Origin of the sequence: Paenibacillus sp. FSL R10-2748 (assembly GCF_038005565.1) — a bacterium.
GTDB classification, from domain to species: domain Bacteria; phylum Bacillota; class Bacilli; order Paenibacillales; family Paenibacillaceae; genus Paenibacillus; species Paenibacillus polymyxa_B.
On sequence record NZ_JBBOTK010000003.1, the window covers coordinates 267094 to 290966 of the forward strand.

The 23873-nt window shown below is 46.7% G+C and carries 22 protein-coding genes; 11 read left to right on the plus strand and 11 right to left on the minus strand.

From position 1 onward, the window contains the following. The first annotated feature begins 68 nt into the window (after positions 1–68). From NSS66_RS11140 to NSS66_RS11155, 4 genes are all read left to right on the plus strand, one after another. Complete coding sequence (locus NSS66_RS11140) at positions 69–995, plus strand: ABC transporter ATP-binding protein (RefSeq protein WP_071558057.1); 927 nt, start codon at positions 69–71, stop codon at positions 993–995. Beyond that, positions 979–1698: an ABC transporter permease gene (locus tag NSS66_RS11145; RefSeq protein WP_340958943.1), complete on the plus strand. Its 720-nt coding sequence runs from the start codon at positions 979–981 to the stop codon at positions 1696–1698. Before NSS66_RS11140 ends, NSS66_RS11145 begins: the two co-directional genes overlap by 17 nt. Before the next feature lie 28 nt (positions 1699–1726). Continuing rightward, the gene (locus NSS66_RS11150) at positions 1727–2464 is read left to right on the plus strand and encodes an ABC transporter permease (RefSeq protein WP_023990943.1); all 738 of its coding nucleotides are present in this window, start codon (positions 1727–1729) and stop codon (positions 2462–2464) included. Between the two features lie 163 nt (positions 2465–2627). Beyond that, complete coding sequence (locus NSS66_RS11155) at positions 2628–2741, plus strand: putative holin-like toxin (protein ID WP_010347020.1); 114 nt, start codon at positions 2628–2630, stop codon at positions 2739–2741. Between the two features lie 169 nt (positions 2742–2910). Here the strand turns inward: NSS66_RS11155 and NSS66_RS11160 are convergent, their stop codons facing one another. The 3 genes from NSS66_RS11160 to NSS66_RS11170 all read right to left on the minus strand — a co-directional run bounded on the left by NSS66_RS11160 (position 2911) and on the right by NSS66_RS11170 (position 11226). Next, on the minus strand, positions 2911–6504 hold the full coding sequence (locus NSS66_RS11160) for a family 14 glycosylhydrolase (protein ID WP_279833319.1): 3594 nt from the start codon (positions 6502–6504) through the stop codon (positions 2911–2913). Between the two features lie 319 nt (positions 6505–6823). Further along, positions 6824–8992 carry an alpha-glucuronidase family glycosyl hydrolase gene (locus NSS66_RS11165; RefSeq protein ID WP_340958944.1) on the minus strand — a complete coding sequence of 723 codons (2169 nt, stop codon included), beginning with the start codon at positions 8990–8992 and terminating at the stop codon, positions 6824–6826. 35 nt (positions 8993–9027) lie between these two features. Beyond that, complete coding sequence (locus tag NSS66_RS11170) at positions 9028–11226, minus strand: glycoside hydrolase family 52 protein (RefSeq protein WP_340958945.1); 2199 nt, start codon at positions 11224–11226, stop codon at positions 9028–9030. A 161-nt stretch (positions 11227–11387) separates the two neighbouring features. Between NSS66_RS11170 and NSS66_RS11175 the strand changes: the two genes are divergently transcribed. Together NSS66_RS11175 and NSS66_RS11180 are read left to right on the plus strand one after the other, a co-directional pair. Then, positions 11388–12332 (plus strand): helix-turn-helix domain-containing protein, encoded by a 945-nt coding sequence (locus tag NSS66_RS11175; protein ID WP_028540849.1) that lies wholly within the window; start codon positions 11388–11390, stop codon positions 12330–12332. Between the two features lie 59 nt (positions 12333–12391). Then, positions 12392–13099 (plus strand): SDR family oxidoreductase, encoded by a 708-nt coding sequence (locus NSS66_RS11180; protein ID WP_023990938.1) that lies wholly within the window; start codon positions 12392–12394, stop codon positions 13097–13099. Between the two features lie 134 nt (positions 13100–13233). On the opposite strand, the gene NSS66_RS11185 is transcribed toward NSS66_RS11180, so the two are convergent. Then, complete coding sequence (locus tag NSS66_RS11185) at positions 13234–14412, minus strand: MFS transporter (protein ID WP_049828354.1); 1179 nt, start codon at positions 14410–14412, stop codon at positions 13234–13236. 156 nt (positions 14413–14568) lie between these two features. On the opposite strand from NSS66_RS11185, the gene NSS66_RS11190 reads away from it, so the two are divergent. Then, the gene (locus NSS66_RS11190) at positions 14569–15012 is read left to right on the plus strand and encodes an Lrp/AsnC family transcriptional regulator (RefSeq protein ID WP_028540848.1); all 444 of its coding nucleotides are present in this window, start codon (positions 14569–14571) and stop codon (positions 15010–15012) included. Here NSS66_RS11190 and NSS66_RS11195 read toward each other — a convergent pair. Next, positions 14998–16179 (minus strand): serine hydrolase domain-containing protein, encoded by a 1182-nt coding sequence (locus tag NSS66_RS11195; protein ID WP_340958946.1) that lies wholly within the window; start codon positions 16177–16179, stop codon positions 14998–15000. The two genes, NSS66_RS11190 and NSS66_RS11195, sit on opposite strands and share 15 nt — an antisense overlap. A gap of 256 nt (positions 16180–16435) precedes the next feature. On the opposite strand from NSS66_RS11195, the gene NSS66_RS11200 reads away from it, so the two are divergent. Both NSS66_RS11200 and NSS66_RS11205 read left to right on the plus strand, forming a co-directional pair. Next, on the plus strand, positions 16436–16939 hold the full coding sequence (locus tag NSS66_RS11200; protein ID WP_340958948.1) for a hypothetical protein: 504 nt from the start codon (positions 16436–16438) through the stop codon (positions 16937–16939). A 484-nt stretch (positions 16940–17423) separates the two neighbouring features. Beyond that, the gene (locus tag NSS66_RS11205) at positions 17424–17597 is read left to right on the plus strand and encodes a hypothetical protein (protein ID WP_023990932.1); all 174 of its coding nucleotides are present in this window, start codon (positions 17424–17426) and stop codon (positions 17595–17597) included. A gap of 330 nt (positions 17598–17927) precedes the next feature. On the opposite strand, the gene NSS66_RS11210 is transcribed toward NSS66_RS11205, so the two are convergent. From NSS66_RS11210 to NSS66_RS11230, 5 genes are all read right to left on the minus strand, one after another. Continuing rightward, positions 17928–18830, minus strand: coding sequence for an AraC family transcriptional regulator (locus NSS66_RS11210; protein ID WP_023990930.1), 903 nt, complete (start codon positions 18828–18830; stop codon positions 17928–17930). A 134-nt stretch (positions 18831–18964) separates the two neighbouring features. Continuing rightward, a complete protein-coding gene (locus NSS66_RS11215) occupies positions 18965–19261 on the minus strand; it encodes a hypothetical protein (RefSeq protein WP_028540844.1) in 297 nt (98 codons plus the stop codon). A gap of 241 nt (positions 19262–19502) precedes the next feature. Further along, positions 19503–19850 (minus strand): general stress protein, encoded by a 348-nt coding sequence (locus tag NSS66_RS11220; RefSeq protein ID WP_340958949.1) that lies wholly within the window; start codon positions 19848–19850, stop codon positions 19503–19505. Between the two features lie 124 nt (positions 19851–19974). Continuing rightward, positions 19975–20736 (minus strand): ABC transporter permease, encoded by a 762-nt coding sequence (locus tag NSS66_RS11225; RefSeq protein ID WP_023990927.1) that lies wholly within the window; start codon positions 20734–20736, stop codon positions 19975–19977. Beyond that, positions 20733–21473: an ABC transporter ATP-binding protein gene (locus NSS66_RS11230; protein ID WP_023990926.1), complete on the minus strand. Its 741-nt coding sequence runs from the start codon at positions 21471–21473 to the stop codon at positions 20733–20735. The genes NSS66_RS11225 and NSS66_RS11230 overlap by 4 nt, the downstream gene beginning before the upstream one ends. A 242-nt stretch (positions 21474–21715) precedes the next feature. On the opposite strand from NSS66_RS11230, the gene NSS66_RS11235 reads away from it, so the two are divergent. Next, positions 21716–22315 carry a TetR/AcrR family transcriptional regulator gene (locus NSS66_RS11235; protein ID WP_053326378.1) on the plus strand — a complete coding sequence of 200 codons (600 nt, stop codon included), beginning with the start codon at positions 21716–21718 and terminating at the stop codon, positions 22313–22315. A gap of 100 nt (positions 22316–22415) precedes the next feature. Beyond that, positions 22416–23057: an SDR family oxidoreductase gene (locus tag NSS66_RS11240; protein ID WP_023990924.1), complete on the plus strand. Its 642-nt coding sequence runs from the start codon at positions 22416–22418 to the stop codon at positions 23055–23057. A gap of 91 nt (positions 23058–23148) precedes the next feature. Here NSS66_RS11240 and NSS66_RS11245 read toward each other — a convergent pair whose 3' ends face one another. Beyond that, positions 23149–23823: an SDR family NAD(P)-dependent oxidoreductase gene (locus NSS66_RS11245; RefSeq protein ID WP_023990923.1), complete on the minus strand. Its 675-nt coding sequence runs from the start codon at positions 23821–23823 to the stop codon at positions 23149–23151. Positions 23824–23873 lie beyond the last annotated feature (50 nt).

Below are 23873 nucleotides of genomic sequence, written 5' to 3' on the forward strand. Positions count from 1 at the left end.
ATTTTAATTGATTCATTACAATAATAAATGTATGATAAATGGTGATTATTGTAATGGGAGGTTTAGAAATGGATTATATTATTGAAACGAAAAAGCTCCGCAAACAGTTTGGGGGGGCTGTAGCCGTAGACGACATATCCTTACATGTGGAGCGTGGCAGTATCTACGGTTTCCTCGGTGAAAATGGAGCTGGTAAGACAACCACTATCCGCATGCTAATGAGGCTAATTGAGCCTACAAGTGGGGAGGTTTTTTTATTTGGTGAGCGGCTGGAGAAAAACTATCCTTCTATTTTCTCGAAAATAGGTACAATTATCGAAACGCCTGGTTTATACGAAAATTTGAGCGCACGCGACAATCTAAGAATTTGCTGTATGTACATGGGGGTACAGGACAATGGAAGAATTGAACGTACATTAACGACTGTGGGATTAGAGCATACCGGCAAAAAAAAGTTTAAGAATTTTTCCCTAGGAATGAAGCAAAGATTAGGGATTGCAAGGGCGCTTGTTCATGACCCTGAGTTGCTTATATTAGATGAGCCGACGAACGGACTGGACCCATCTGGAATTAAGGAAATTCGTCAGCTATTGAAGCGGTTGTGCGAGGAAGAAGGAAAAACGATTCTTATTTCCAGTCATATCTTGAGCGAAATTCAGCAGTTAGCTACACACATCGGGATTATACATAATGGAAAACTGTTAGCGGAAGATCGTTTGAGTCGGTTGGAGGAAGGTTTTGAGCAATACACAGATGTAAAGGTAGACGATGCAGAAGCAGTACAAACATTTCTGCAAGAGCACATGAAGCAGCTTCAATCTCAGGTGATATCCCCACAACAACTAAGAATTCATAGTCCGATTGAAAATACAGCCACCTTAAATAGACAGTTAATAGATCATCAGTTTTCAGTCTATGAGATACACACCTCAAAGCAGACACTAGAGGAGTACTTTCTGACTCTCATTTCGGGAGAGGATGTGCGACGTGATTAGAGCAGAACTCATTAAACTTAAAAGTTCTAAAGCCTTCTTGTTGAGCTATATTATATTGCTGGCTGTTGTGCTGTTGGAATTTGCGACGAGCGCTATTTTTTACAGATATTCAATTGATAAACGGGGTTGGACCTACTATTTCGAGGGCATAGTTCTCTTCGTCAATGTTGCAGCCGGATTTATCAGTTACTACATATTAACCGGTCATATTTTTGCAAGAGAGTATCAGGAAAACACGCATCTATTTATGTTTACCACGCCTGTCACCAGGGTTAAATTTTATTTTAGTAAATTGATCATTATTTATGGATTTATTATTGTATCCTTATTTCTCGTTCTGTTTTTGTCTACCTTATTAGGCATGTCCATTACAGAGCGACCTTTAACGATGGCTATCTGGGTATACCAAATCCAAGTGTTTGCTAAAATGTGTGTGATGCATGCGATGTTAATCCCAATCGCCTCTTTTTTTGCTATACGCTGGAAGAGCATCATGGTGGTTGTACTCGTAGTTTGTACTGCAATATTTTTGAATTTTATATATAAAAGTGAATGGTACCCTTGGATTGTACCCTATCTCTTATCTCCTAATGAAAGAAATGCGACTATACCTACCAATGTTTCAATAGCATGGCTCAGCTTATCCGTGATCTTTCTTCTTGGATTGTCTTTATCCATATGGACATATCAAAGAAAAGACTAAATGGAGAGTTTTTGAGAGGAGGGTTACTATGCTTGACCTGTTTAAAGCAGAGTGCTTGAAGCTGAAAGGAACTAAAATTCTTTGGTTGAGTGTAATGATTTTAGTATTAACCATTGTTTTAGAATTTTATAGTTACGCGGGTAGTTCCAAGTATTCCATAGATCGTGATGGTTGGAATGACTACTTTATGAGTGTTGTTATTCTTATTAATTTTCTGACCGGTTATATGAGCTACTATATTTTGACCTGCTATATCTATGCAAGAGAGTATCAGGAGAAGACCCATATTGCACTGTTTACAAACCCGATTCGCCGGACTCGTATTTACTTCAGCAAACTACTCGTTATTTATATGTACATCGCTGTTAGCCTACTGATGGCATTTGTGCTATCTACAGTATTGGGTACGTTTATTACAATCAGACCGCTAACCTTTGAAATCGTTATGTATCAGCTTGGGGTATTTGCTAAAATGATTCTTATGCACGCTATGCTCATCCCGATCATCACGTTCTTCGCTATTCGTTGGAAAAAATTTGTACCCGCCATTATTGGGATGTGTACGGTTATGTGCTTAAATTTTGTTTTGGTTAATACACCGGGGAATACCTTTTATCCATGGACAGTGCCGTTATTGTTTTCTCCCCATGGACAAATGGGCAGAACATTCACGTATGTTCCTGGAGGGGTCATCAGTATTTGCTTCATTTTTGTGCTGGGTCTTTTTTTGGCGTTGAGAAGTTATACTCATATAGAGAAAAAGTAGAATGTGCAAGCAGAAAAACAAGGATGGTAGTCCGCATAAGGTTGGTTGAATGAAGCTGTAAAATGTTGTCGCTAAAGGACGGATTTACGTGCTATAATTCTAGTAACAACAGAATGGCTTAGGTGGGCGGTCGGCTAAGTCTCCCGGAAGGGAGGTGATGCCTGTGGAGGTTAAAGATGCTCTGACATTAATGATGATGTTCGGCACGCTATTAGTAGCGTTGATCGGATTAATCGTTACGATTGTTATTGCGTTGAACCAAAACAAAAAGAAATAGACCGCCCTGGACAAGGGAAAACGGTCTATTTCTAATAGAGCTAGCCCTGTTCAGCCGACCGCTCTTCAAAGCGGCTGTTGCCAAGAGTAGGGATGTTACCAGCATCCTTGCTCTTTTTTAGTATATCCTTCTATCATTTATTTTAGCACAATTGAATAATCGATGTAACTCATTTGGTGAAAACTTTAACTTCCTTTGGAGCGAGGGTCACGGTGATCGAACCGTTGTTGATCTGAATGGAGTCGTTGCTTAATTGGTTGGTCAGGCGAGTGCCGTTGGACAGATTGTCGAAGTTGCCAATCGTGCGGGTTTGACTGCTCCAGGAGTTGTTGATAAGTACGATGGCCTCGTCTCCATTTTTAGAGCGCTGGAAGCTGTAAAAGGAGTCGTCTACCCACTTTTCCTTTTGGCTCCCGTTTTGCAGGGCAGGGTGGCTGTTGCGCACACGGTTCAGCTTAGCGATGTACTGATACAGATCATGATTGGCGTTAAACACAACGTTTTCCCGGTTGGCAGGATCATCTCCGCCACTAAAGCCTTGCTCGGTGCCTTGATAGATGATAGGAATCCCGCGTGAGGTCAAAGTAAAGCCCAAGGCGGCCTTGAGCTGAGGCCATTTGTCATAGTTAGCACCCGGCTTGCCAGAGGCGTCATTCAGGAAACGTTTTACATCATGATTGTCGATAAATACGCCGTTGGTCTGGGCATCGCGATAGTGACGATCATCTGAGTAGCGTTCCTTGATTTTCCTCATAGATTGATCGTGTCCAAACACATCCTTGATTGTATAATACATCGGAAAATCCAGTGCGGCATCGAGATACCGGGTGTAATCACCCACATAAGCAGGATCGCCACTGTAAATTTCACCGAGAGTGAAGGTATTGGCGGCCTGGTCAAAATCCTTCAAAAACCCTTTGGGTACATGCTTCACAGTGTCCACCCGCAGTCCGTCGACCCCCGACTCGTTCAGCAGCCATTTGATCCAGTTTTTGAGTTCATTCGCTGTATCTGGGTTGTCCTGATTCAGGTCGTCCAATCCGGCAACGTCACCGTTTTCGATTTTCCACTGATTGTTTGAGTTGTAGTCTGCTCCTGTGATGTCGCCATTGTGATGATACCAGTCCGCTTTGTCAAAAGGAGCCTTGGCGATGCCGTTCCCAGGTTGAAAATCGCCAGTGTGATTGGGAACTACGTCCAGCATCACAGCGATATTTTTGTCGTGTGCCTTACCAACCAGCTCTTTGAACTTGTCCATGGTACCAAGATGCCCGTCTACCGCATAAAAATCATACGTATGATAGCCGTGGTAAGCGTATTCGCTCTTTTGCATCGTTACCGGAGTAATCCAGATGGCGGTAAACCCCATATTTTTAATGTAGTCGAGTTGGTTAATAATCCCTTGAAAATCGCCACCATGCCACTTGCGCTGATCGTTGTTGTTGGAATTGAAGCCACCGTAATTATCGTTGGATGGATCTCCGTTGCTAAATCGGTCTGTCATGATAAAATAAATGCTCTGTTTGCTCCAGTCTGTGTTGAGGGGAGTGGGCTTGGAGAGGGTACCTAGATCTATAGGAGTGAAGGCGCCCGAAGGCGCCCCCGTTTGAATAGTTACTTCAACTCCGTTAGGGTTGGGTACGTACGTAGAAGTGCCTACGTTTAAGGATGCACCCGAAAGTTCCACTGTTTGGATAGGTCCTGCAACTTCGTTAAGGTTGGTTGTGTAGGTGGAAGTCCCTACGCTGAGGATGCTCCCCGAAGGTGCCCCCGTTCGGATAGTTCCTGCGGCTCCGTTAGAGCCGGGCGTGTAGGTAGAAGTTCCCGCGCTGAAAAGGTAGTTCTTCGTGTTATTGCTGTCCCAGCTGTTATTGCCGTCATTAAAAGCGGCTTCCAGTTGGGAGGCAGACCCGATATCGACGGTAATTTTAGCATAGCCGCTAATCTCGGCATCCTGCATTTTCACACCGGGTACGGCAGTCCAGTTTCCGCCAGCCGGGCGGTAGTGAATGTAAGGCGAGTTAAAGCCTTTTTTGTAGTATACCGTTACCTTATTAGTTGTACCGCCGCCATCCCCGGGAACCGTGCCCGATGGAGCGCCTGATGTGATCGTTCCCGCATTGCCGCTGTTACCGGGCGTGTAAGTAGAAGTGCCCGTGCTGAAGGAGTAGTTTTTGGTGTTGTTGCTGTCCCAGCTGTTATTGCCGTCATTAAAAGCGGCTTCCAATTGGGAGGCAGACCCGATATCGACGGTAATTTTGGCATAGCCGCTAATCTCGGCATCCTGCATTTTCACACCAGGCGCAGCAGTCCAGCTTCCCCCAGCCGGACGGTAGTGAATGTAAGGTGAGTTGAAGCCTTTTTTGTAGTATATAGTTACTTTGTTGCCTGTACCGCCACCGTTATCGCCGGGCTTGGCCTTGTTTACAATATACTGTTTGAATCCACTCATCTCACCGGTTGGTGAGCCGTCGTTGTTGACGAGATTGTTGAGGCGTAAAAGTGTAAAGCCGTGATAACCGAACTTTGTGATTTTTTCTTCGATTTTTTGAAAGCCGCTACCGCCTGTTGGGAGTGCATTTTCACCATTTAGGCGAACACCCTTGGCATTAGCGATCGAGGAGACAGTATCTACTAATGTGGACGGCAAGGAATAATTCGGTGCTGTACCACTGTCGTTCATCTCCAGAGCAGTAAAGGTCAAATCCAGATCCGCATCTTTGAACTTCTCGATGAGACGGTTGTAATCATAATATCCACCTGCTTGCTCTGTGCTGTGAGGCATGGCAGGATTGTTCATCTGCCAGTGCAGACCGGAAATCTTGGCTCCGATACGGACACCGAACACGGAATCGAAGTTTTTGTGTGCAGCAGCTCCGATGACGCCCAGATGCTTCTCAAGCACGCTTTGGTACCACGACAGAAAATCCTTCCCATACGTGGAAGTATACCCGCCGTTCGTGTAAAATCCGTCCCCGTCGGTCGGTGGATTGATTTGGCCAAGGCTGCTCAGCTTGGTACCCCAGGCTGCATTAATCTTGTCCATTGATCCATACTTTTCATTCATGGCCGTGCGGAACGCATTTTTGGCTGTTTCAGTGTAGGCTTGGAATTTGCCCCGTGCAGGATAACTCCATCCCGCTGCCGGATAGTATGAAGGATATCGCAATTCTCCAGAGGGCCCACCGCTTAAATAAATTTTGGGAATGATGCTTTTGTAGCTAGCAAAGGTTTGAGCAAATGAGGCATACAGCTCATCATATTGTTTACCAGTCCCGCTCCATAATGGAGAGAGGGCTTCGTTATTGGCAAAACCGCTTTCGTCCTTGAACTGCATTTCATCTGCACTGCCCTTGCTAGACAGCCAGCTTGGTAGCGGGATGTTGCAATCATCCCCCACATTTCCCCCACACTTATGCGTAGAGATAATAGGAACCCACTTCAATCCCACTTCTTTTACGGCATCTGCATAGGTCTTGTAGTAGCTCCAATCGAACTGGTTATCTCCTGCGCTCTCCACATGGCCCCACCAGACGTCGGTGGTAATAGCATACACACCGTTACTTTTCAGCGTTTGCAGTTGCTTTTTGAAGGCACCCCAGTCATTAATTTTCGCCAGCGGCCCCATGACAGAAGCCTGAAAATCATCAGCAACCGCTGCGCTTGCCGTATTGGAGGGTGAGCCAATAAAGGCGGTCAGAGATAGCACAATGCTTAATAGCATCAGGCACCCTTTTTTCCATAGACTTCGATACAAGGTCAAACCGATCATCCTCCCCAAAGCATAGTCTAATTCGACAACATTTTGTAAACGTCTACAAAAATAGTATAAAGCAAGCGGTTGCATAAAAAGAAGAATTTATTGCACACTCAGGGTGGACAAATATGACATTTTACGTAAGCAACCGTGTGCTTAAAAGTTTCCAGACAAAAAAATAAGGCATAGGTCTGAGTAAGACGCATGCCTTTTAGTGATGTGCGAGCCAATGCCAGTATAGGAGAAAGTGAACCTAAGCGTATAAAAGCCTTGTTCCAGTCTGTATGAAAGTATTGCCGAGGCAGCTTGTTTAATAGTTGCTTACTTAATAAATAGGGCGATCCTTCTGGTCGGCAATGCCGCTTTTACGGTAGAAATACGTATTGATCCGATCCCGCCATTCTTTGGCATGCTCTGCCTGATGCTCCAGCCGCTCCAACACCTGTTCATACATGGCAGCATTCAGTTGCCCTCGTAGACTAACCCATGTGTCTCGGAGATGGGCCGCACGTTCTGCACCTTCAAAATGGGTATCATAAATGTGCTGTATGACGGTTTGACCGGAGTGGAGCAAGTGTGTATAAGGAACATGGTGAAAGAATAAGAGCAGCTCATCCGGGCAGGTGTCCGTAGATTCGTAGATATCAGTATTGGGAGAAAAATATTGTGCTGCATAGCCCGTTCCGGTTGCGGTCGTGCGATCTACCCCAATCCCCTGGCAATCAGCAAAATGGTAGGTGCCCCACATAGAATATTCGTACCCGTCTACATCCGGCCCATAGTGGTGATCGGGACTGACCATCCAGCCGACCCCGAGAGGAGCGGTGTAGGATTCGTAGATATTCCATGAATCGAGCAGCATCTGCTTAAGGGTAGAAATTAAATCTGTGCCCCCGTCGCTATTCCCTTGTCTGCCAAACGTCAGCCGAATCCAATCATCAGCGATTTCGTCTGCGGACAGCTCCGGGTCCCATGCCAGCCGACCATAGCCATAAAGATTGGACTGGGCGAGCAAATGTCCGGTCCAATTGGTGTCTGCACCAATATTGGATACAGCGGCTATTCCATAGTTGGTATGCTTGGGAGAATGCAGAGCGCCACTCACGATACGCTTGATGGTGGAGCCTTTTCCTTGGGCGTATGTGTCAAAATCCAATACTTCCTTCCATTGGGGAACAAGGTAACATAGATGTTTCTGTTGCCCGGTGTACTCTTGCGCAATTTGAAACTCGAGCAGTATCTGAGTGGATTCCAGCGCACCGAACAGGGGGGAGACAGGCTCCCGCACCTGAAAATCCATGGGACCATTTTTGATCTGTAAAATGACATTTTCCCGAAATAATCCATCCAGCGGTTTAAAATGGTCAAAGGCTGCGCGGGCCCGATCCGTCTTGCGATCGCGCCAGTCCTGCTTGCAGTTGTAGACAAAGCAGCGCCAAATCACACGTCCGCCATAGGGCTGCAACGCATCTGCCAGCATATTGGCTCCATCGGCGTGATGGCGCCCGTAGCTGAACGGTCCGGGCCGATTTTCGGAATCGGCTTTGACCACAAAACCACCCAGATCGGGAACGGCGGCGTAAACTTCCTGGGCTTTGGTCTGCCACCATTCAGCTACAGCTGGTTCCAAGGGATCGGCGGTGGTTAACCCACCGAGCTGAATAGGACTGGCATAGTTAATGCTCAAGTAGATCTGTATGCCATAGGCGCGAAATACCGCAGCTACTTTAGCCACATCCGGTAGGAATTTATCTGTAATCAGCTCGGTCTCTACCTGATGGACATTCACGTTGTTAATGGATAGTGCTTGAATGCCTACTGAAGCGAGTAGACGGGCATAGTCTCGCAGGCGCTCCATATTTGTAGTAAAGGCATTATTGTCATAGAAAATAGAGCCACCCGCATACCCGCGTTCAATACTACCATCCATGTTATCCCAGTGATTGATCATGCGGATGGGATTAGCAGGGTTGGATAATTGGTCTAGAATGGGGACGTGCACTGATTCGGTGGTGGGCTTCAACTTCCCGTCTAGTCCTCCCTGCAGGTAGCGCAGCAGATGAAAGACTCCGTACAATACGCCTTTGGAGGTCTGCCCCGCGATTGTAACGTACTGTCCCTTGATATCATCGTTACCGTGCGAAGCTGAATATGCCGGATCTGGCATCTCTATCCCGCGAATCCGGTAGCCTTCTGCGCTCACTTCTGCCTGTTCTTTTGCGCTGAATCGTTCTGCGACCAAAGGATGCGCTGGGAACGTACCCAGCGCAATGAATGGCGTATTCACAGGAACGGCGCTGATCTTCGGCTGCTGTCCAAACATGGAGGTCAATCCGCGCTGAAGCTCACTCGCAGCCGATTGAAGCACTTCATCTGTCCCATGGACCACGATGACCCTGCACCAAGCGGGCAGCTTTTCTACCTTACTATTGCGGCTGTAATGCAGCCAAGCCGCATAGCCGCTCTCTTTTGGCATATCCATCAGCTTGCTCATATTGGAACCTCCTTTTGGGCAGGTGAAGATGATCCTCAGACATGCTGTTCCTGATCCTGACTCATATGCTGAGGGAGAGTCAGACGGTTGCCCTTGCCTTCATACAGCCACAAAATAGCGGTAACTCCGCGCGGATAATATTTACTGCCGTGAGCAATACCGGAGAGTATCTGATCGCTCCAGCACCAATAGGATTCTTCAGGGTGAAGGAGCCATGAGGCATGGGCAGCATCTGCGGCCTGCCCAGCTTCTTCCCAAGGCAGCTCCAGCAGCTCGCGGGCAATAAACTGTGACAGATAGATTTTGCTCAGCCAGGAGTTGTTACTGGTCGAGGACAGCTTCCAGCCTCCGTCTTCAAACAGACAAACTCCCGGTACCAGTACAGTTTCCAAATGACACCGCAGTGCTTGGATATATCCACCGAACCGTCCATCAGGCTTAAGCGCAGCCTCACATCCTGTAAAATAAGGGAAGATCAGCCCCTCAATGGCAGGAATAATCTGCGAATCATTACCTTCCTTAATAACTGCAGGAATATAACCTTTGTCTGTCATATGTGCTGTGATCGCTGCTGCGCATTTGTCCGCCTGTAAGCCAGCCTCCTGTGAGAGGGAGTTAAGCCCTTTTGAGGCAAATATCTTTTCCAGTGCAACATATACTGCCCAGCATTTGCTGCCTAGATAAATGTTGTTGCGAGACTGACCCAGAGATACGTCCAGACTGTCGTAGGTCGTAATTTCCGCGCCTCCCCGGGTTCTAGAGCTGTCCAAGCCCATCAATCCGTTTCGTTGTGCCGGGTCGGGGTGATCCCGCCGCAGCATGCTTTCGAAGCAGTCACACAAGACAGGCAGCATACGTGTCGTAAATGACTGATCCTGTGTCTGCTCGATATATACCGTGGCGCAGCAAAGCCAGTTCACCAGTTCCTCATGGCTCATGTAAGAGAAGCAGTCGTCAATCCCAGCCAGCTCATAACAGGAGTACCCCTGCCGGGAGAACACGTTTGCCACGCCCATATCATGCGTAAACGTGATACCACCGGTATAGGTCTGTTCCTCTCCCGGAAAGCGTACCTCATCCCGATAGCTGTACCTTTGGACAAACCACTCCAGCTCGTTGCGTACCGTCCATGGATTTAAAATCAATTCATAGTAGAGCTGATCTGCCGTCAAATCGAGTGTATTCATCATCCGATACTCGCCTTCGTTCACAACCCAGATCGGTTCTCCGTCCGCTTGGTGAATAAGCAGTTGGGTACTGCCATAGTAGCTGTGGATTGCCTGAGCGAGCATAAATTCCTGATCCGGGCTCAGGTCGGCCGACTCCATCCAGCGATTAGCCTGAACACAGGCTGCGGTCAGGTCTGAAAAATGCTTCAACGCATAGCTTCCCACGTCTTCAATATCCTTGAACAGCTGGGTATAGTAATACGACGCTTCGATGCCTGTTGTCACAATGCCGCCACGATAGAAGCATATGGCGAAGGCATATGTGCGCTTCTCACCTGCGGGAACGTCTATCAGAAGCGCACCCGTCGCGCCCAGGCCAAAGGATAAATTCTCGGCCATGGTCTCCCCAAGCAGCTTCTCCATTGCAAATCCGCTGGCAGGTACCGCTTCACTGCTGTTGGTCACAATGGCTGTGCTGCGTCCTTGGCCGATGCCTGTAAGTCTTTCTTCTAATTGGGTAGAATCAGTAGCGTCCCTGCGCGGATCTTCTCCTATAATGCGTATGCCGCTATACGGATCACTGCCCTGATATCCGAAAAAAGCTCTTCGCGCTGCAGTCCCCAGTGTGTTATCGACGGTTAGCTCGGCGAATACCGCCGGGACCAACGCTGCCCGCAGCTCATCCATACCCGCGGTTCCCGGCTCGGGCACTGGGCGAACAGGAGAGTACAGCCGGAACGTCAAATCGCCAGCCTGCCATGTATCCGTTCCTGCTTTTAGCTCACGGGTAATGTCTGAATCGGCAAAGGCCATAAGCAGCGGTTCCGTTCGTTTACCCTTTTTCTCCACGTCGTAGCGGGCACTTTCATCCTGTGTGGATGTAAAAAAGGGAAGCGCCTCGTATACTCCGCCATCTCTGGATTGCAGCCCGATATATACATTTTCATCGGCAGGCTTGCCCAGCTCCAAACCAAGTCCGCCGCGATTGCCCTTAAACCCAAGCGTAAAGCTGGAAAAAGACCCGATAGGTGCATGCTGTGTGTTATAAAATATATTTTTAGACATATAATGAAACCCCTTTCATGATAAAGTTTAACTTTGACTAACTTCACTTAGAGCCTAGCATGTCATGTGGTGGGGAACCATTGTCAAATCGCTCAACTATTTATCCAAATCGCGCTAAAAGCGATATACTGAGTATATCGATATAAGCCAGGAGGGAAAACATGTCGACACCACGTTTACCGAAGAGCCCCCATCATCCAGACCTTACAGTTGCCGGAGAGGAATTCTTTTTTCCCGATGTGCGAACCACAGTCAATTTGTTTGCTATTCATACACGAAGTGTCGGAAGAGAGTGGAGCTATCCGCTACACGAGCATCCTCAATATGAGATTAACATCGTGCTTGCGGGAGAACAGATCATGGTTGTAGATGGTCGCAGCTATACCCAGCGACAGGGTGATCTGGTGCTGCTGCGACCGGGGATTGTCCACTCCAGCCATAGTAACGGAGAGGGATTTACGTATTTTTGTATGCATTTCGACATTGATGATAAGCTGTTTCTCTCGCTCCTGAGTCGTCTGGAGCAGGTGCTGTTTCCAGCTGAAGGAACAGTGGCAGGGCAGATGGGACCAGCGCTGGGCAAGTTGCTCGATCTTTCAGCGCCGGAAGACATAGGAGTAGGTAGTGATTCGGTGGCAAAGCGAATGCGGATTCAATCTGCTGTGTTTGAACTGTTCGCAACGTTATGGGAGGCTGTATCCAGTGAAGCGGCCCATCTGCCGGGGCGTGGATATGTGCAGGCAGAGCTTGCCCATCAGATTGCCAGTCGTCTTCAGGGCAGAGTGAATCAGCCTTATGGACAGGCCGGCTCGGTGGAAAAGCAGGATGGGATCGAGGGGATTTCATCCGAGCTAGGTATTAGCGTGTCCCATTGTAATCGTGTATTCCGTAGCGTTTTCGGCGTATCTCCCCGTGTATATCTATCCGGGCTTGTGCTGCATGAGGCCAAGTTGCTGTTGGCTGATCCGCAATGGTCGGTGCAACAAATTGCCGATATGCTCGGCTATGGGGATATTGCGCATTTTAGCAGACAGTTCAAGCGCTGGTCGGGCCAATCGCCGACATCCTATCGCAAAAGCACGGTGCAGGAAAGCCTATTCGAATAAAAATAAGTATGTCTTTAAAATAGTTATGATATAATCCTTATAAAGGAGCTGAGAATAATATGAATTTACATAATCAACGTGTCGTCGTGATTGGCGGCAGTGCAGGTATAGGGCTGGCAACAGCCATAGAAGCAGCAAAGCAAGGGGCAAGCATTGTGATCGCTGGGCGTTCCGCAGAAAAACTGGAGCAGGCGAAGAAGGTCATCCCTGCCGAATCGGTGGAAACCTTCCAACTGAATAATCAGATAGAGGAAGAGGTTCAAGCGTTTTTTGAAAAAGTTGGAGCATTCGACCATCTGTTTACACCGGGTGCCAGCTACACGCGTGGTCCGATCACGATAGATACGGAAAAGGCTAAAACCCCGTTCGAAGGGAAATTCTGGCCGCAATATTTTGCTGCCAAGCATGCGGTACCGCATATCTCCAAGGACGGCTCGATCGTCCTTATGTCCGGGGCCTTCAGTCAACGACCGATGGGATTTGGTGCTACATATGGAGCGGCTAACGGCGCGATTGAAAGCTTGGGCAAGGCGTTGGCAGTAGAATTGGCCCCCGTACGGGTTAATGTCGTATCCCCCGGCACAATTTGGAGAGACGGCCCTGAGGGTGAGCAGCGGGCGCAGGCTTTTGAGGAATACAAGGAAGTAACCTTGCTCCGTCGAGTGGGGTATAATGAGGAAATCGCACATACTGTGTTGTATCTGATGACGAACAAGTTTACCACCGGAAGCGTGCTGTTCCCGGATGGCGGTTATACGCTGATCTAATTCGCAACGAAGTGTGTGTTTCATTCTGATCCAATCCGACAGGCAGGAATCAATTTTTAAACAAAAACCGGTTCAACACCATACAAAGTGTTGAACCGGTTTTTTATGATAACAGGTTTGCCTCTTGCAACTCTTTAGCTTTGCACATCTAACCCTTTATATTTTCGCAAAATACGTGGATAAATCACTTTAGACCCGATGCATACCATCGCCAGCATGGCGAACAGCAAACCGCTCCACAGCGTCCCATGGATCCCCGCTCTGGCAATAAACCACCCCCCTGCCAGTGAGCCCAGTGAGACCCCTAGGTTAATAAACGAGATATAAAGACTGTTGGCAAACGCGGGAGCTTCTTTGGCCTCATCAATCACCCAAATCTGGGCGACAATCAGTCCGCTGGTATGAACGGCCCCCCACACGATAATGATGAAGAGCGTAGGGATAAATGAGGAACTGATCCCGTACAACAGCAAATAGGTGCCTCCCAAGGCTACTGGATGAAAAAGAGCGGTGCGTACCTTATGCAAGCCCATGAGCTTGCCAGCCAACAGATTGCCGAGCATTCCGCCGATGCCGAAAATAATAAGCAGAAAGCTGATAACATTGCTGCTCATCCCTGTATTTTGCCCCAAATATTCGGCAGAATAGCTATACACCGAGAACATGGCTGCAAAAATAAAAGTAGCCGCCCCGATATTGAGCCACAGCGATACCTTACGCAAAATGCCAAGCTGCTTCCGATAGGAGGACATTTCGGCTTGTCGTGTATCCGGCAGCATAAATAAAATACCGATCCCTGCAATCCCATTCGCTACCGCAGTAAACCAGAAGGAGGCCTCATATGAAAATTGATTGGCGATATAGGCTGTAATTGGAATACCGAGTACCATTCCCATGCTCGTGCCGAGGAAGGCTTTGGCGGAAGCTTGCGTTGCTTTTTCCGGGGGATACAACGCAGTGGCAGCGACAAAGGCAAGCGAGAAATACACCGGGTGAAACAGAGCCGGAATGATACGTAAAATGACTAGTAGATAAAAGTTGGATGTATAGGCTGACAGCAAGCTTGTTATGGCAAAAACAAACAACGACATTGTCATGATTCGCTTGCGGTTAAATCTGGACATCCATAGCACCATGAAGGGACCGAATAGCGCGATGATCAATGCAAATGAACTGACAAGAAACCCGGCCTGAGCTGCCGTAATATGAAAACGTTCAATGATGACTGGCAAAATGCCAACCACACCGAACTCGATCGTGTATACACCAAATAGGCCAAGCGCAATGAAAAGCAGGGGCTTACTATATTTCATTAGTTTCATTCCTTCTCCACTTCTTCCTGCTTTACGTCCTTGATTTTGCGTGCTAATATTTCATTAAATCATAAAATAATAAGGCAATATTCGGAATAATACATAATAATAATTGTGTTTTTGTAATATTACCTTGGACTTAAGGAGATGGATTTGATGGATCAAGTGGATCATAAAATTTTGTTGTGTCTACAAAACCAGGCGCGTATCTCCATGACCGAGCTGGGTAAGGAGGTTGGGCTTTCCCAGCCTGCCGTAACGGAAAGAGTGCGGCGCATGGAGGATAAAGGTATTATCGCCGGGTATCGTGCCATAGTTTCACATGAGAAAGTTGGAAAGCCGATCATGGCTCACGTGCTCGTGCATACGAATCAATGCAATTCATTTGTTGAGTTTTGCCAATCTGCACCCGAAGTCATTGAATGCCATAGAATCAGCGGTGAGCAAAATTACTTACTGAAAGTCATGGTTGAGTCTATGCTCAAGCTGGAGCAGTTCGGGGATGAGTGTGGAAAGCACGGGCACTCTACCACGTTAATTGTCCTGTCCTCGCCTGTAGACCATAAACATGTAACCCCCACTTTATTAGACCCTATTTGAGCTACCGTAAATGGCTTGGCAAAGCTCAGTTGTAAACGGACCTGACATCCCTTCGAATGCTGTATTGGTAAAGGCGACCACACTAAGTCTTAGTGTGGGATCAACGAACCACGAATGGCCGTAAGCTCCTCCGAGCCGCCACGTTCCGGGTGATTCTGCTGTTCCACTTTCGTCGGGATTTTGGAGTACGGTGAATCCTAGTCCAAAGCCCCGCCCCGGCCAGCCTGCCAAGGGAAGGTTCCCGGTCTGGATGGTGCCCATTTCACGGACCCATTCCTCTGAAAGTAACGGATTGCCGCCGTTTCGCAGTGTTTCCAGCAGCCGCATGAAATCTTTTGCGCTGCCAATCATACCCGAGCCACCAGAGTGGAAAGCCGTGGAATCAAAGGCTCGTGCAGGCTGAAAACGAAGTCCTGCGGTGCCTTCAAAAACCTGCGCAACCTCAAGCTCGCGCATCCGCCGGGGTTCTGATATATCGTTGACATAAGGAGCCGCAATCCGTCCAGCATCCGCGACCGTGAAACTGGTGTCGTGCATACCGAGAGGTTCTGTAACGAGCTTTTTAACAGCTGCATCAAGGGTTGTGCCACATACACGGCTAATGATCGCGCCTAGCACATCAGTAGCAATCGAATATCCCCATGCTTTACCCGGTGCATATAACAGAGGCACAGAAGCCAAACGTTGCAAGTTCTCTTCCAGCGTAAGATTTGAAAAATCCATGCCATCTGATACGCCTGCACGATGATAGGGACCGCCGCCTTCTTCCTCTAAAAAGCCATAGGTCAACCCGGCAGTATGTGTCAGCAATTGGCGTACTGTAATGGAGGGTTGCTCACCACTGATTAATCGGGGGCGAAAGTCGGGCAACCAGCGTTCAATAGATTCATCGAGCTTAATCAATCCTTGGGCTGCCAAAACCAAAGCCGCAGTTGATACAATCGGTTTGGATACAGAAGAAAGCCGAAATAAAGCATCCTCATGCATAAGACGTTGTTCTTCTCGATCAGCCAGCCCCGCCGCTCGGACATACACGGGTGAACCATCCATATATATCATGACGACTGCGCCGACCAGGCGCTTCTCGTTAAGGGTTTGATCTATAACTGCATTTACACGTCCGTCCAGATCAGCTTGTATCGCAAAAACTCTATTATCCAAACTCATAAATATCTCATCCTCTCTATGATCCAGCGGTTATCGCTTGATGGAACTTAGTTTACAGGATGGGAAGGCGACATTACATAAGGTAACAAAGGTGTTCAGTGAGTATTAACGTTAAAATAAAATTATATTAAAAGAATGGCTTTGGATTTAAATGAATGGGGTTTTACAAAAAGTTATACTGCGTTTTACAGTGGCTTTTTAAGTTGAGATACGTTGAAAATAGGTGGTAAAATTTACAACAAAGGGGTTTTATTTATTGAGGCTTGTATCGCGTAATAAGTTGGCTTGCTTGGTTGTCCTCGGAGGGATTTTGACTGTAATTGCTACAGGTTTTGGAGGGGATAAGGAAACTTATAAGCTTCCTGATAAGCCCAAAGAGGCTGCTGTCTCGACATTTTCAGAATATATGAACGCTTCTATGAGTCGCGATTACGATAAGATGCTTTCACTGTCTGATGATTATCGTTTTAAAACAGAACAGGCACGGCTTAACTTTCTAAAAGCTCAGGGAACACCGATTGATTATCGTATCGTGTCTGTGGATGATTCTAACCCTTCCAAGATTGTTGTTTCGTCGATAACGAAGTATGAGGATATGGAGTTACCTTCCATTAAGCATGTTCTTGCTTTTGAGGAAGGAAAGTACAAGCTACAAATGAGAAATGTTGTGATCAATATGATTCCTTCATCTCCTGACTACAGAACGGTCGAGTACGAGCCTGAGAAGGTAGATAATATTTTGGAAGATAATTTCAAGTGATTTTAATTTTTCAATTTTCTAATCAAACGGTCCAAGGCGTATCCAATAAGATACCAGAAAACTAGGGTAGTGAAGTAAACAATGGCTATGGGGATGTCTGCCTCTCGCACAAATCGAAATGATTCATACATCCAAACCAACGGACTAATAATAGCTAATAGTATATTGTAGTCGTCATACCCCGTAATATTTACAGTAATAACTAGACATGAGAGTAGGACCAGCCAAAAACGAAAAGATTTCATTGCCTATACCTCCGCAAGTGTATTTGTTGTTATAGACGAATCAAAAAGCTGGAAGTAGCATTTATTCCAAATTTATTTATTAAAATGTATTAAAAAGAACGATATTTCGATCCTATTTACTTGTCACGATTTTCAGACGTACGGTATTCGTGTGGTTTTGAGTGACGCTGGATTCTTTCAGACTTTTCGATTTGTGATATACTCTCGATATATGAATTGTATGGGATGGTGATGACTGAATGAATCGTACACACGATCTAGGCAAGCTAATCAAACTAACTGGAGATAGAGCAAAACTGGACGCTAAAGCAAATGGCACATATATTGTCTACAAAACGCCGGATGGTCAATTTGTTAAAGAGTACAGTAATGGTCAAGTCGAACGAATTAAAGAACAGGATATTTTATCATGAGTGAGCCGTCAGCAGCTCAGATGGCGTGATTGTATTGGAATCAGATAGTGAAACGATAAAACACCATGTGGCGTTGTTACCGGATTGGGTTAAAATCATTGATAGTTACTTACAAAATAAAAATACTGATCAAGAATAAACCGACAACTGTATGATTCAGTGATCGGTTTATTCTATATTTACATCGTATTGTGTCCACAATGTCAATTCGATGTGTATTGCACCTCAAAATGGGACCCGTTAGTAATAGACTGTTATTATTTTTCAATAGACTTTAGCAAGACGATGAACAGCATCCTGATCGTAGCGGCTTCTTCGGATTCTTTTTCTCTACACTTTTTTCACTGGACGTAACACTGCGTAGCCGTATCCTTCTGGGAAATGTCGCTGATAATCCTGCTTCGTTTCCTCATCCCATTCATACCCCAGGCTGCTAGGGTCAAAGTTCCAAGCCTTCTCCTCCACCATTCTCATAACGTCTCCATTGTTTTTTAAATAATTAAAGGGCGGGTGAAAAAACACCAGGTAATCTGATTCGGGGATGTCCCGGCACTTCATTCCTGCGGGAATCTCTCCGGCATAGTCAGCGGCGACCGGTATTCCATAGAGATAGCCCTTCTGACCATCCTGATAGAACCAGCCCGCAGTTTGGCCCAATTGTTCGGGAAGCTTGAGATGAGACATGCTTTCCAATGTTCCGCAAATTTCATCACAATTGTGACCGTTTCTCCAGAAATCACCGTAGTTTCGTGAAGAAGTATCCCAAATTCCAATAAATTTGTGTGCTGGTATACGCTCGATTTTGACTTCAGCTTCTTGCAAATGATCCTTAACCATCTTATCCCGCTCCTTCAAATGGTAATGATAAGGAGAGAACACCTCAACGCGAATGGCCAACGGGATAGGTCGGGGCTCCTTCTGGTATACAGCCGGAGTTACCTCAAACGCTTTTACAAATGCCCGTGTAAAAGCCTCCTGTGAAGAAAACCCATACTTTACTGCAACATCGAGGATGCGGACATTGCTATCCCGGAGTTCCAGTGCAGCACGGCTAATCCGGCGCATCCACACATAATCCCTTAACGTCATTCCTGTAAGAGAATGAAACTGTTTTGTACAGTAGTAAGGGGAGTAGCCTAACTGATCGGACATTCTCAACAACGAAGGTGCTGAAGTAAGATTATTATCAATCCAATCGATCATGAGCTGGACCATTTCGTTCCATTCGTACACGAGGGTTCCCTCCTTTCGACTCCATCTTAACAGCCGGAATACAGGAATATTTGACTTGAGTTGCATGCACTCTTTTGTATTATTCATGAAGCTTTAGTTAAGGGCTATGTTAGTCCTTGTTGTCTTGTTCTATTTTACTCCTCTACATAACGGATATATGGGCGTTGAAAGTACCTTTGATCAGATACGAAATAATATTGTTTGCCTATAACCAGAGGAGGGATCACAGACTTTGAGGAAATATATAATTCTTTATATTCACCTCCGTTAGAAGCATCTCTCTGTATGACCAAGTAATCATCTGTAGTTTTAACTAATTTAGCGGTTTCTGCTGAGTGATAACCTGAATAATAATAAATCCAGCTGAAAATCAGTGAAAAAAATATAATTCTTAGAATAGTTGCAGCCGTTTTATTCTTTGTAATCAACATTCGCGCAAACCTCCCATAATCCATTCTTTCATTTGTAATAAAATATGTATGATTGGTTAATTAACCTGTTTATGTATATTGTAAGGTGTATGATCGGTTGACGAAAGTAACTTTCACACAAAAAGCCTATCTGCCAAAACAACGGCAGATAGGCTTTTATAACATAAACGTCCACTATACTTCGTGTTTATACGCAGTCTGTGCCTCTACATTACAATTGCACCGACCACATATCCTATTATCAGTTATCCCTACGCTGACGTGCGCGGGCTTCGCCGCCTTTACGGCCAGCTTCTTCCCTGCTCATTTTCCCGTCGCTATCACTCTGGTCTGAATTGCCACGGGCTTCACCGCCCTTGCGTCCGATTTCCTGATAGAAGTCCTTGTCATGGTTTTTGGAAGTGGCTTCGCCGCCTTTTTCACCGATTTCCTGGTAGAAGTCCTTGTCATGGTTTTTGGAAGTGGCTTCGCCACCTTTTTCGCCAATCTCCTGATAAAATTCTTTGTCGTGATTTTTAGCAGTAGCTTCTCCACCTAAACGTCCTGCTTCTTCGCGACTCAGTTTGCCATTTTGGTTGTTGTTAGCCATGTTCAATCACTCCTCATCGAATTTTAGTAAAGCGTGTTCGTGTATCTATTAACCTTCATGTCAGGAATTAAACATGTCTACTTTTTTATAGAAGCTGGTAAATAACTGGATATATCCGCCTCGATCAGCGTTCCCATGCTTCTGTGTTCAATTGTTGCTGGCGGGTAAATAATGCCGGATAAATGAACAAGCTGAGCAGCACGCTGGTCAAAATAGCAGAGGTCATGGTAGTGAATACGATTAGCAATTGCAAACGCACGGCGGCGATCGGATTGGCACCTGCGATGATTTGTCCGGTCATCATGCCGGGAAGCTGGACAAGCCCCAGCGTTTTCTGCCCCTCAATGGTTGGAATCATACTGGAACGTATGCAATCCTTGAGTATAGGGAAGATGGCTTGTCTAGGCGTGCCGCCTAGCGCCAGAATGAGCATGATTTCAGGCTTGCGCAGCAGAACTTCCGACTTGAGCCGGGACACCAGCAGGCTGGACAAAATCATGGAGCTGCCAATGATCATGCCGCTAATCGGAATCATATATCGGGCTGTCGCCGGAATAATATGCAGGCCAATCAGGAACGCCTGCGTAACGATTTCCACACACAGCAGCGTCAGGAATGACTTCCACATGAGACCGGGGATAAATCGTCCTTTGCGCGCAACATTTTGTGAGGCTACGGTAATCATGAGCAGAATGAATAATACGATAAATCCGTAGCTTTGCATCCCAAAAATTAAATGTAATACATATCCAATCGCCAGCAGTTGAATCGACGCTCTGATTGTGGCGATGATAATGTCTCGGTCCAGACCGAGTTTGAAGGATTTGGACATGACGATGGCGATAAATACAAAACCGAGAGAGAGAATCAAGGCAACAATCGTCATACCCATTCTCCTGCTACAAACCTGCGGGTCTCACTATGCTGCGGAGCATTAAAAAACGTCTCCGTATCCGCTTGTTCTACCAGTCTTCCGTCGATCATCAGCCATGTCTCGTGGCCTACCCTGCGGGCTTGTTCCATATGATGCGTAATCCAGATCATCGTTGTTCCCTCTTCTTTGTTCATTTGCAGCAGCAGTTCCTCAACCTCTTTGACCGAGGCGGGGTCCAGTGCAGAAGTAATCTCATCCAGCAGTAAAATATCCGGGCGGTTCGCGAGCGTCCGCGCCAAGGCCAAGCGCTGTCTTTGTCCACCGGACAGTTCCTGCGCCTTTTGTTCCAACAGATCGTGGGTGAGTCCTACGCGTTCCAACAGGCCGGCAGGATCATCCAGCACTGTACCGTGCAGCCGTTCTACGGTTTGGAGATTGTACAGGACAGTTCCCTGAAGCATGGGGGCATCCTGAAAAACCAATGCTACTCTCCGTCTTAGTTCAGGGATCTCCCACTCCGATATCGGTTTGCCGAGGACACGGATGTCCCCTTCATCCGGTGTCATTAGGAGGTTGCACAGTGAAAGCAACGTGCTTTTACCAGACCCCGATGGACCGACCAACGTGGTGATTTTGCCGGGGGAAACTTTTGCCGTAATCCCGTTCAGAACAGCACGTTGCTGTCCAGACCCGGCGAAATATTTGATAATGTGATTGAATTCAATAGCTGGAAGTGGCTTGGATTCCATAGATATAGCTAGCTCCTTTGTAGGGGATCGAGAAAGGGATCAGGTCCGTTCTATGATCTTATTTTTTATTATATCAGTAATGACTGCTATGCTCTTCTATAAAGGTTCAATGCAGGCCGGCTGTTGTAAACGGCATCTTCTTTGTATAAACTAACAGGATTAGTTAAAATAGAATCTGGATCAATTCTGTATAGGTATAAGGAACCGGATTACATAGAAATTCGATGAAAGGAGACAGGATGATGTCGCCTAGAAACGGAGTAAAGTTGCAAGATATCCTGCGGGCTGCCGAGGACATTGCCAATGAACAAGGGATGGGGGATGTCACGCTCACCACGCTGGCTCAAAAACTCCACATTCGCCCTCCCTCCTTGTATAACCACGTGAACGGATTGAACGGACTGCGCCAAGTACTGGCATTGCACAGCCTCGAACAGTTGGAGGAAGCTTTGATGAGCGCAGCGGTGGGTAGAGCGGGCGAAGATGCGCTGACCGCTATGGGGAAGGCGTATATGCGGTATGCTCGGGAGCGACCCGGTTTGTATGAAGCGATGCTGTATGCAACAGATCGAAATGATACCGAAATGAGGCAGGCTGCGGATCGCGTGGCCGAGCTGGTCATTACCGTCCTGTCCAGTGGTTATGGCTTCAAGGAAGAAGATTGCATTCATGCAGCGAGGGGATTCCGTAGTCTGCTTCATGGATTCGCCTCGCTTGAACAAAAGGGCGGCTTTGGTTTACCTGTGGAGGTGGACCGGAGTATTGAGGTGATGATGGCTACCTTTTTGGCAGGTCTGCGTGTGCGGCAAAAGCGAGATGTCGAGCTTACCAAAGAAGTCTGATTTCAACCTGATGCAGCTAACATGATTGCGTCGCAGACCCGAAGGGTAAAATACATCTGTATAATGTAGATGAGAGACTGCGAATACAGGAGGGGTATGAGTGAACGTACTGGTGATTGGTGCAAATGGAAAAGTAGGCAGACATCTTGTCCGTCTATTGGGGCAAAATGAATCGCATCGCGTAAAGGCGTTGATCCGAAATTCGGATCAGGCCGAAGCGCTTGAACGTTTGGGAGCAGAAACGGTGGTAGCTGACCTCGAAGGGACGGTTGGCGAAATTGCCGCAGCTATAAAAGGCAGCGATGCTGTCGTATTTACAGCAGGCTCCGGCGGGAAAACAGGTGCAGATAAAACGCTGCTTATCGACTTGGATGGAGCGGTCAAGGCAATGGAAGCCGCCGAACAAGCAGGTATCCAACGCTTCGTTATGGTCAGCGCCCTACATGCAGAGAATCGAAAGAAGTGGCCCGAATCCATTAAACCGTATTATGTGGCGAAGCATTACGCTGACCGCCTGTTGGAAGCGAGCAACCTAAACTACACGATTCTTCGTCCGGGTGGCCTGACGGATGATGTGGGCGCCGGCAAAGTTGCTACCGGTGAGGAGCTCACCAGCCAGACCATTTCCCGTGAAGATGTGGCGGCAGCTGTGGTAGCAGCGCTGGAGGAACAGCAGACGTATCATCGTGCAATTAATCTGGTGTCTGGCAGTACGCCTATTGCTGAGGCAATCAGGCTGTAATTACGGATGAAGTTGTTGCACAGAGGACGCTTATAAATGACAAAAAAGCGAGAAGACGGCCATCCATGGTCATCTTCTCGCTTTAATAATTTTACAGCTTGGTTGGATCAATTCCTTTTGGGAATGTCTCTTCAAAGCTATGCTTTTTCTCGTATAAGTTGTACCAAGCTTCTGCGATGATATCTGGATCTCCTGCCGTACCAGCTTGTATGAAAGTGCCGATTGAAAGGTGTCCTACAAAAACTCCTTTTTCTTTCAGTTCATTATGCAGGTTAGTCGCATAGTTTCGAAGGCCGGACATCACGATACCACCATTCCCAAGACTGGGCAAAGGGAACATGGCAGATATGCCCGTTGTAAATAGAATCGCGCCTGAACCATTGCTGATCATGTCAGGCAATACTTCATTGACGGATAGAACTGCAGGAAGCACAATGCTGTTGACTTGTTCCAAGACGCTTGCGGGCGTTGTTTCTAAAATATCTGTGAAATTACTCCATCCTGCATAAGGACTGAATTCGAGTACATCAATACTGCCTAAGTCTTTTTTAGCAGCCAGTAAGGCTTGTTTTAAAGCGTTCAAATCCGTAATATCCGCGACATAAGAGCGCGCTACAATATTCAGGCTTTTTAGTTCATTTGTGATGATTTCCAATTTTTCTGTATTACGAGAAACTAAAGCTACCTTAAACCCTTGCGCCCCGAATTTTTTCGCGATAGATAAACCTAACCCGAGTCCTGCACCAATTATTGCAATAGTTTTCATCTTATATGAACTCCTTATTTGTGGTATATTTTAAAGCAACATATGTTGTT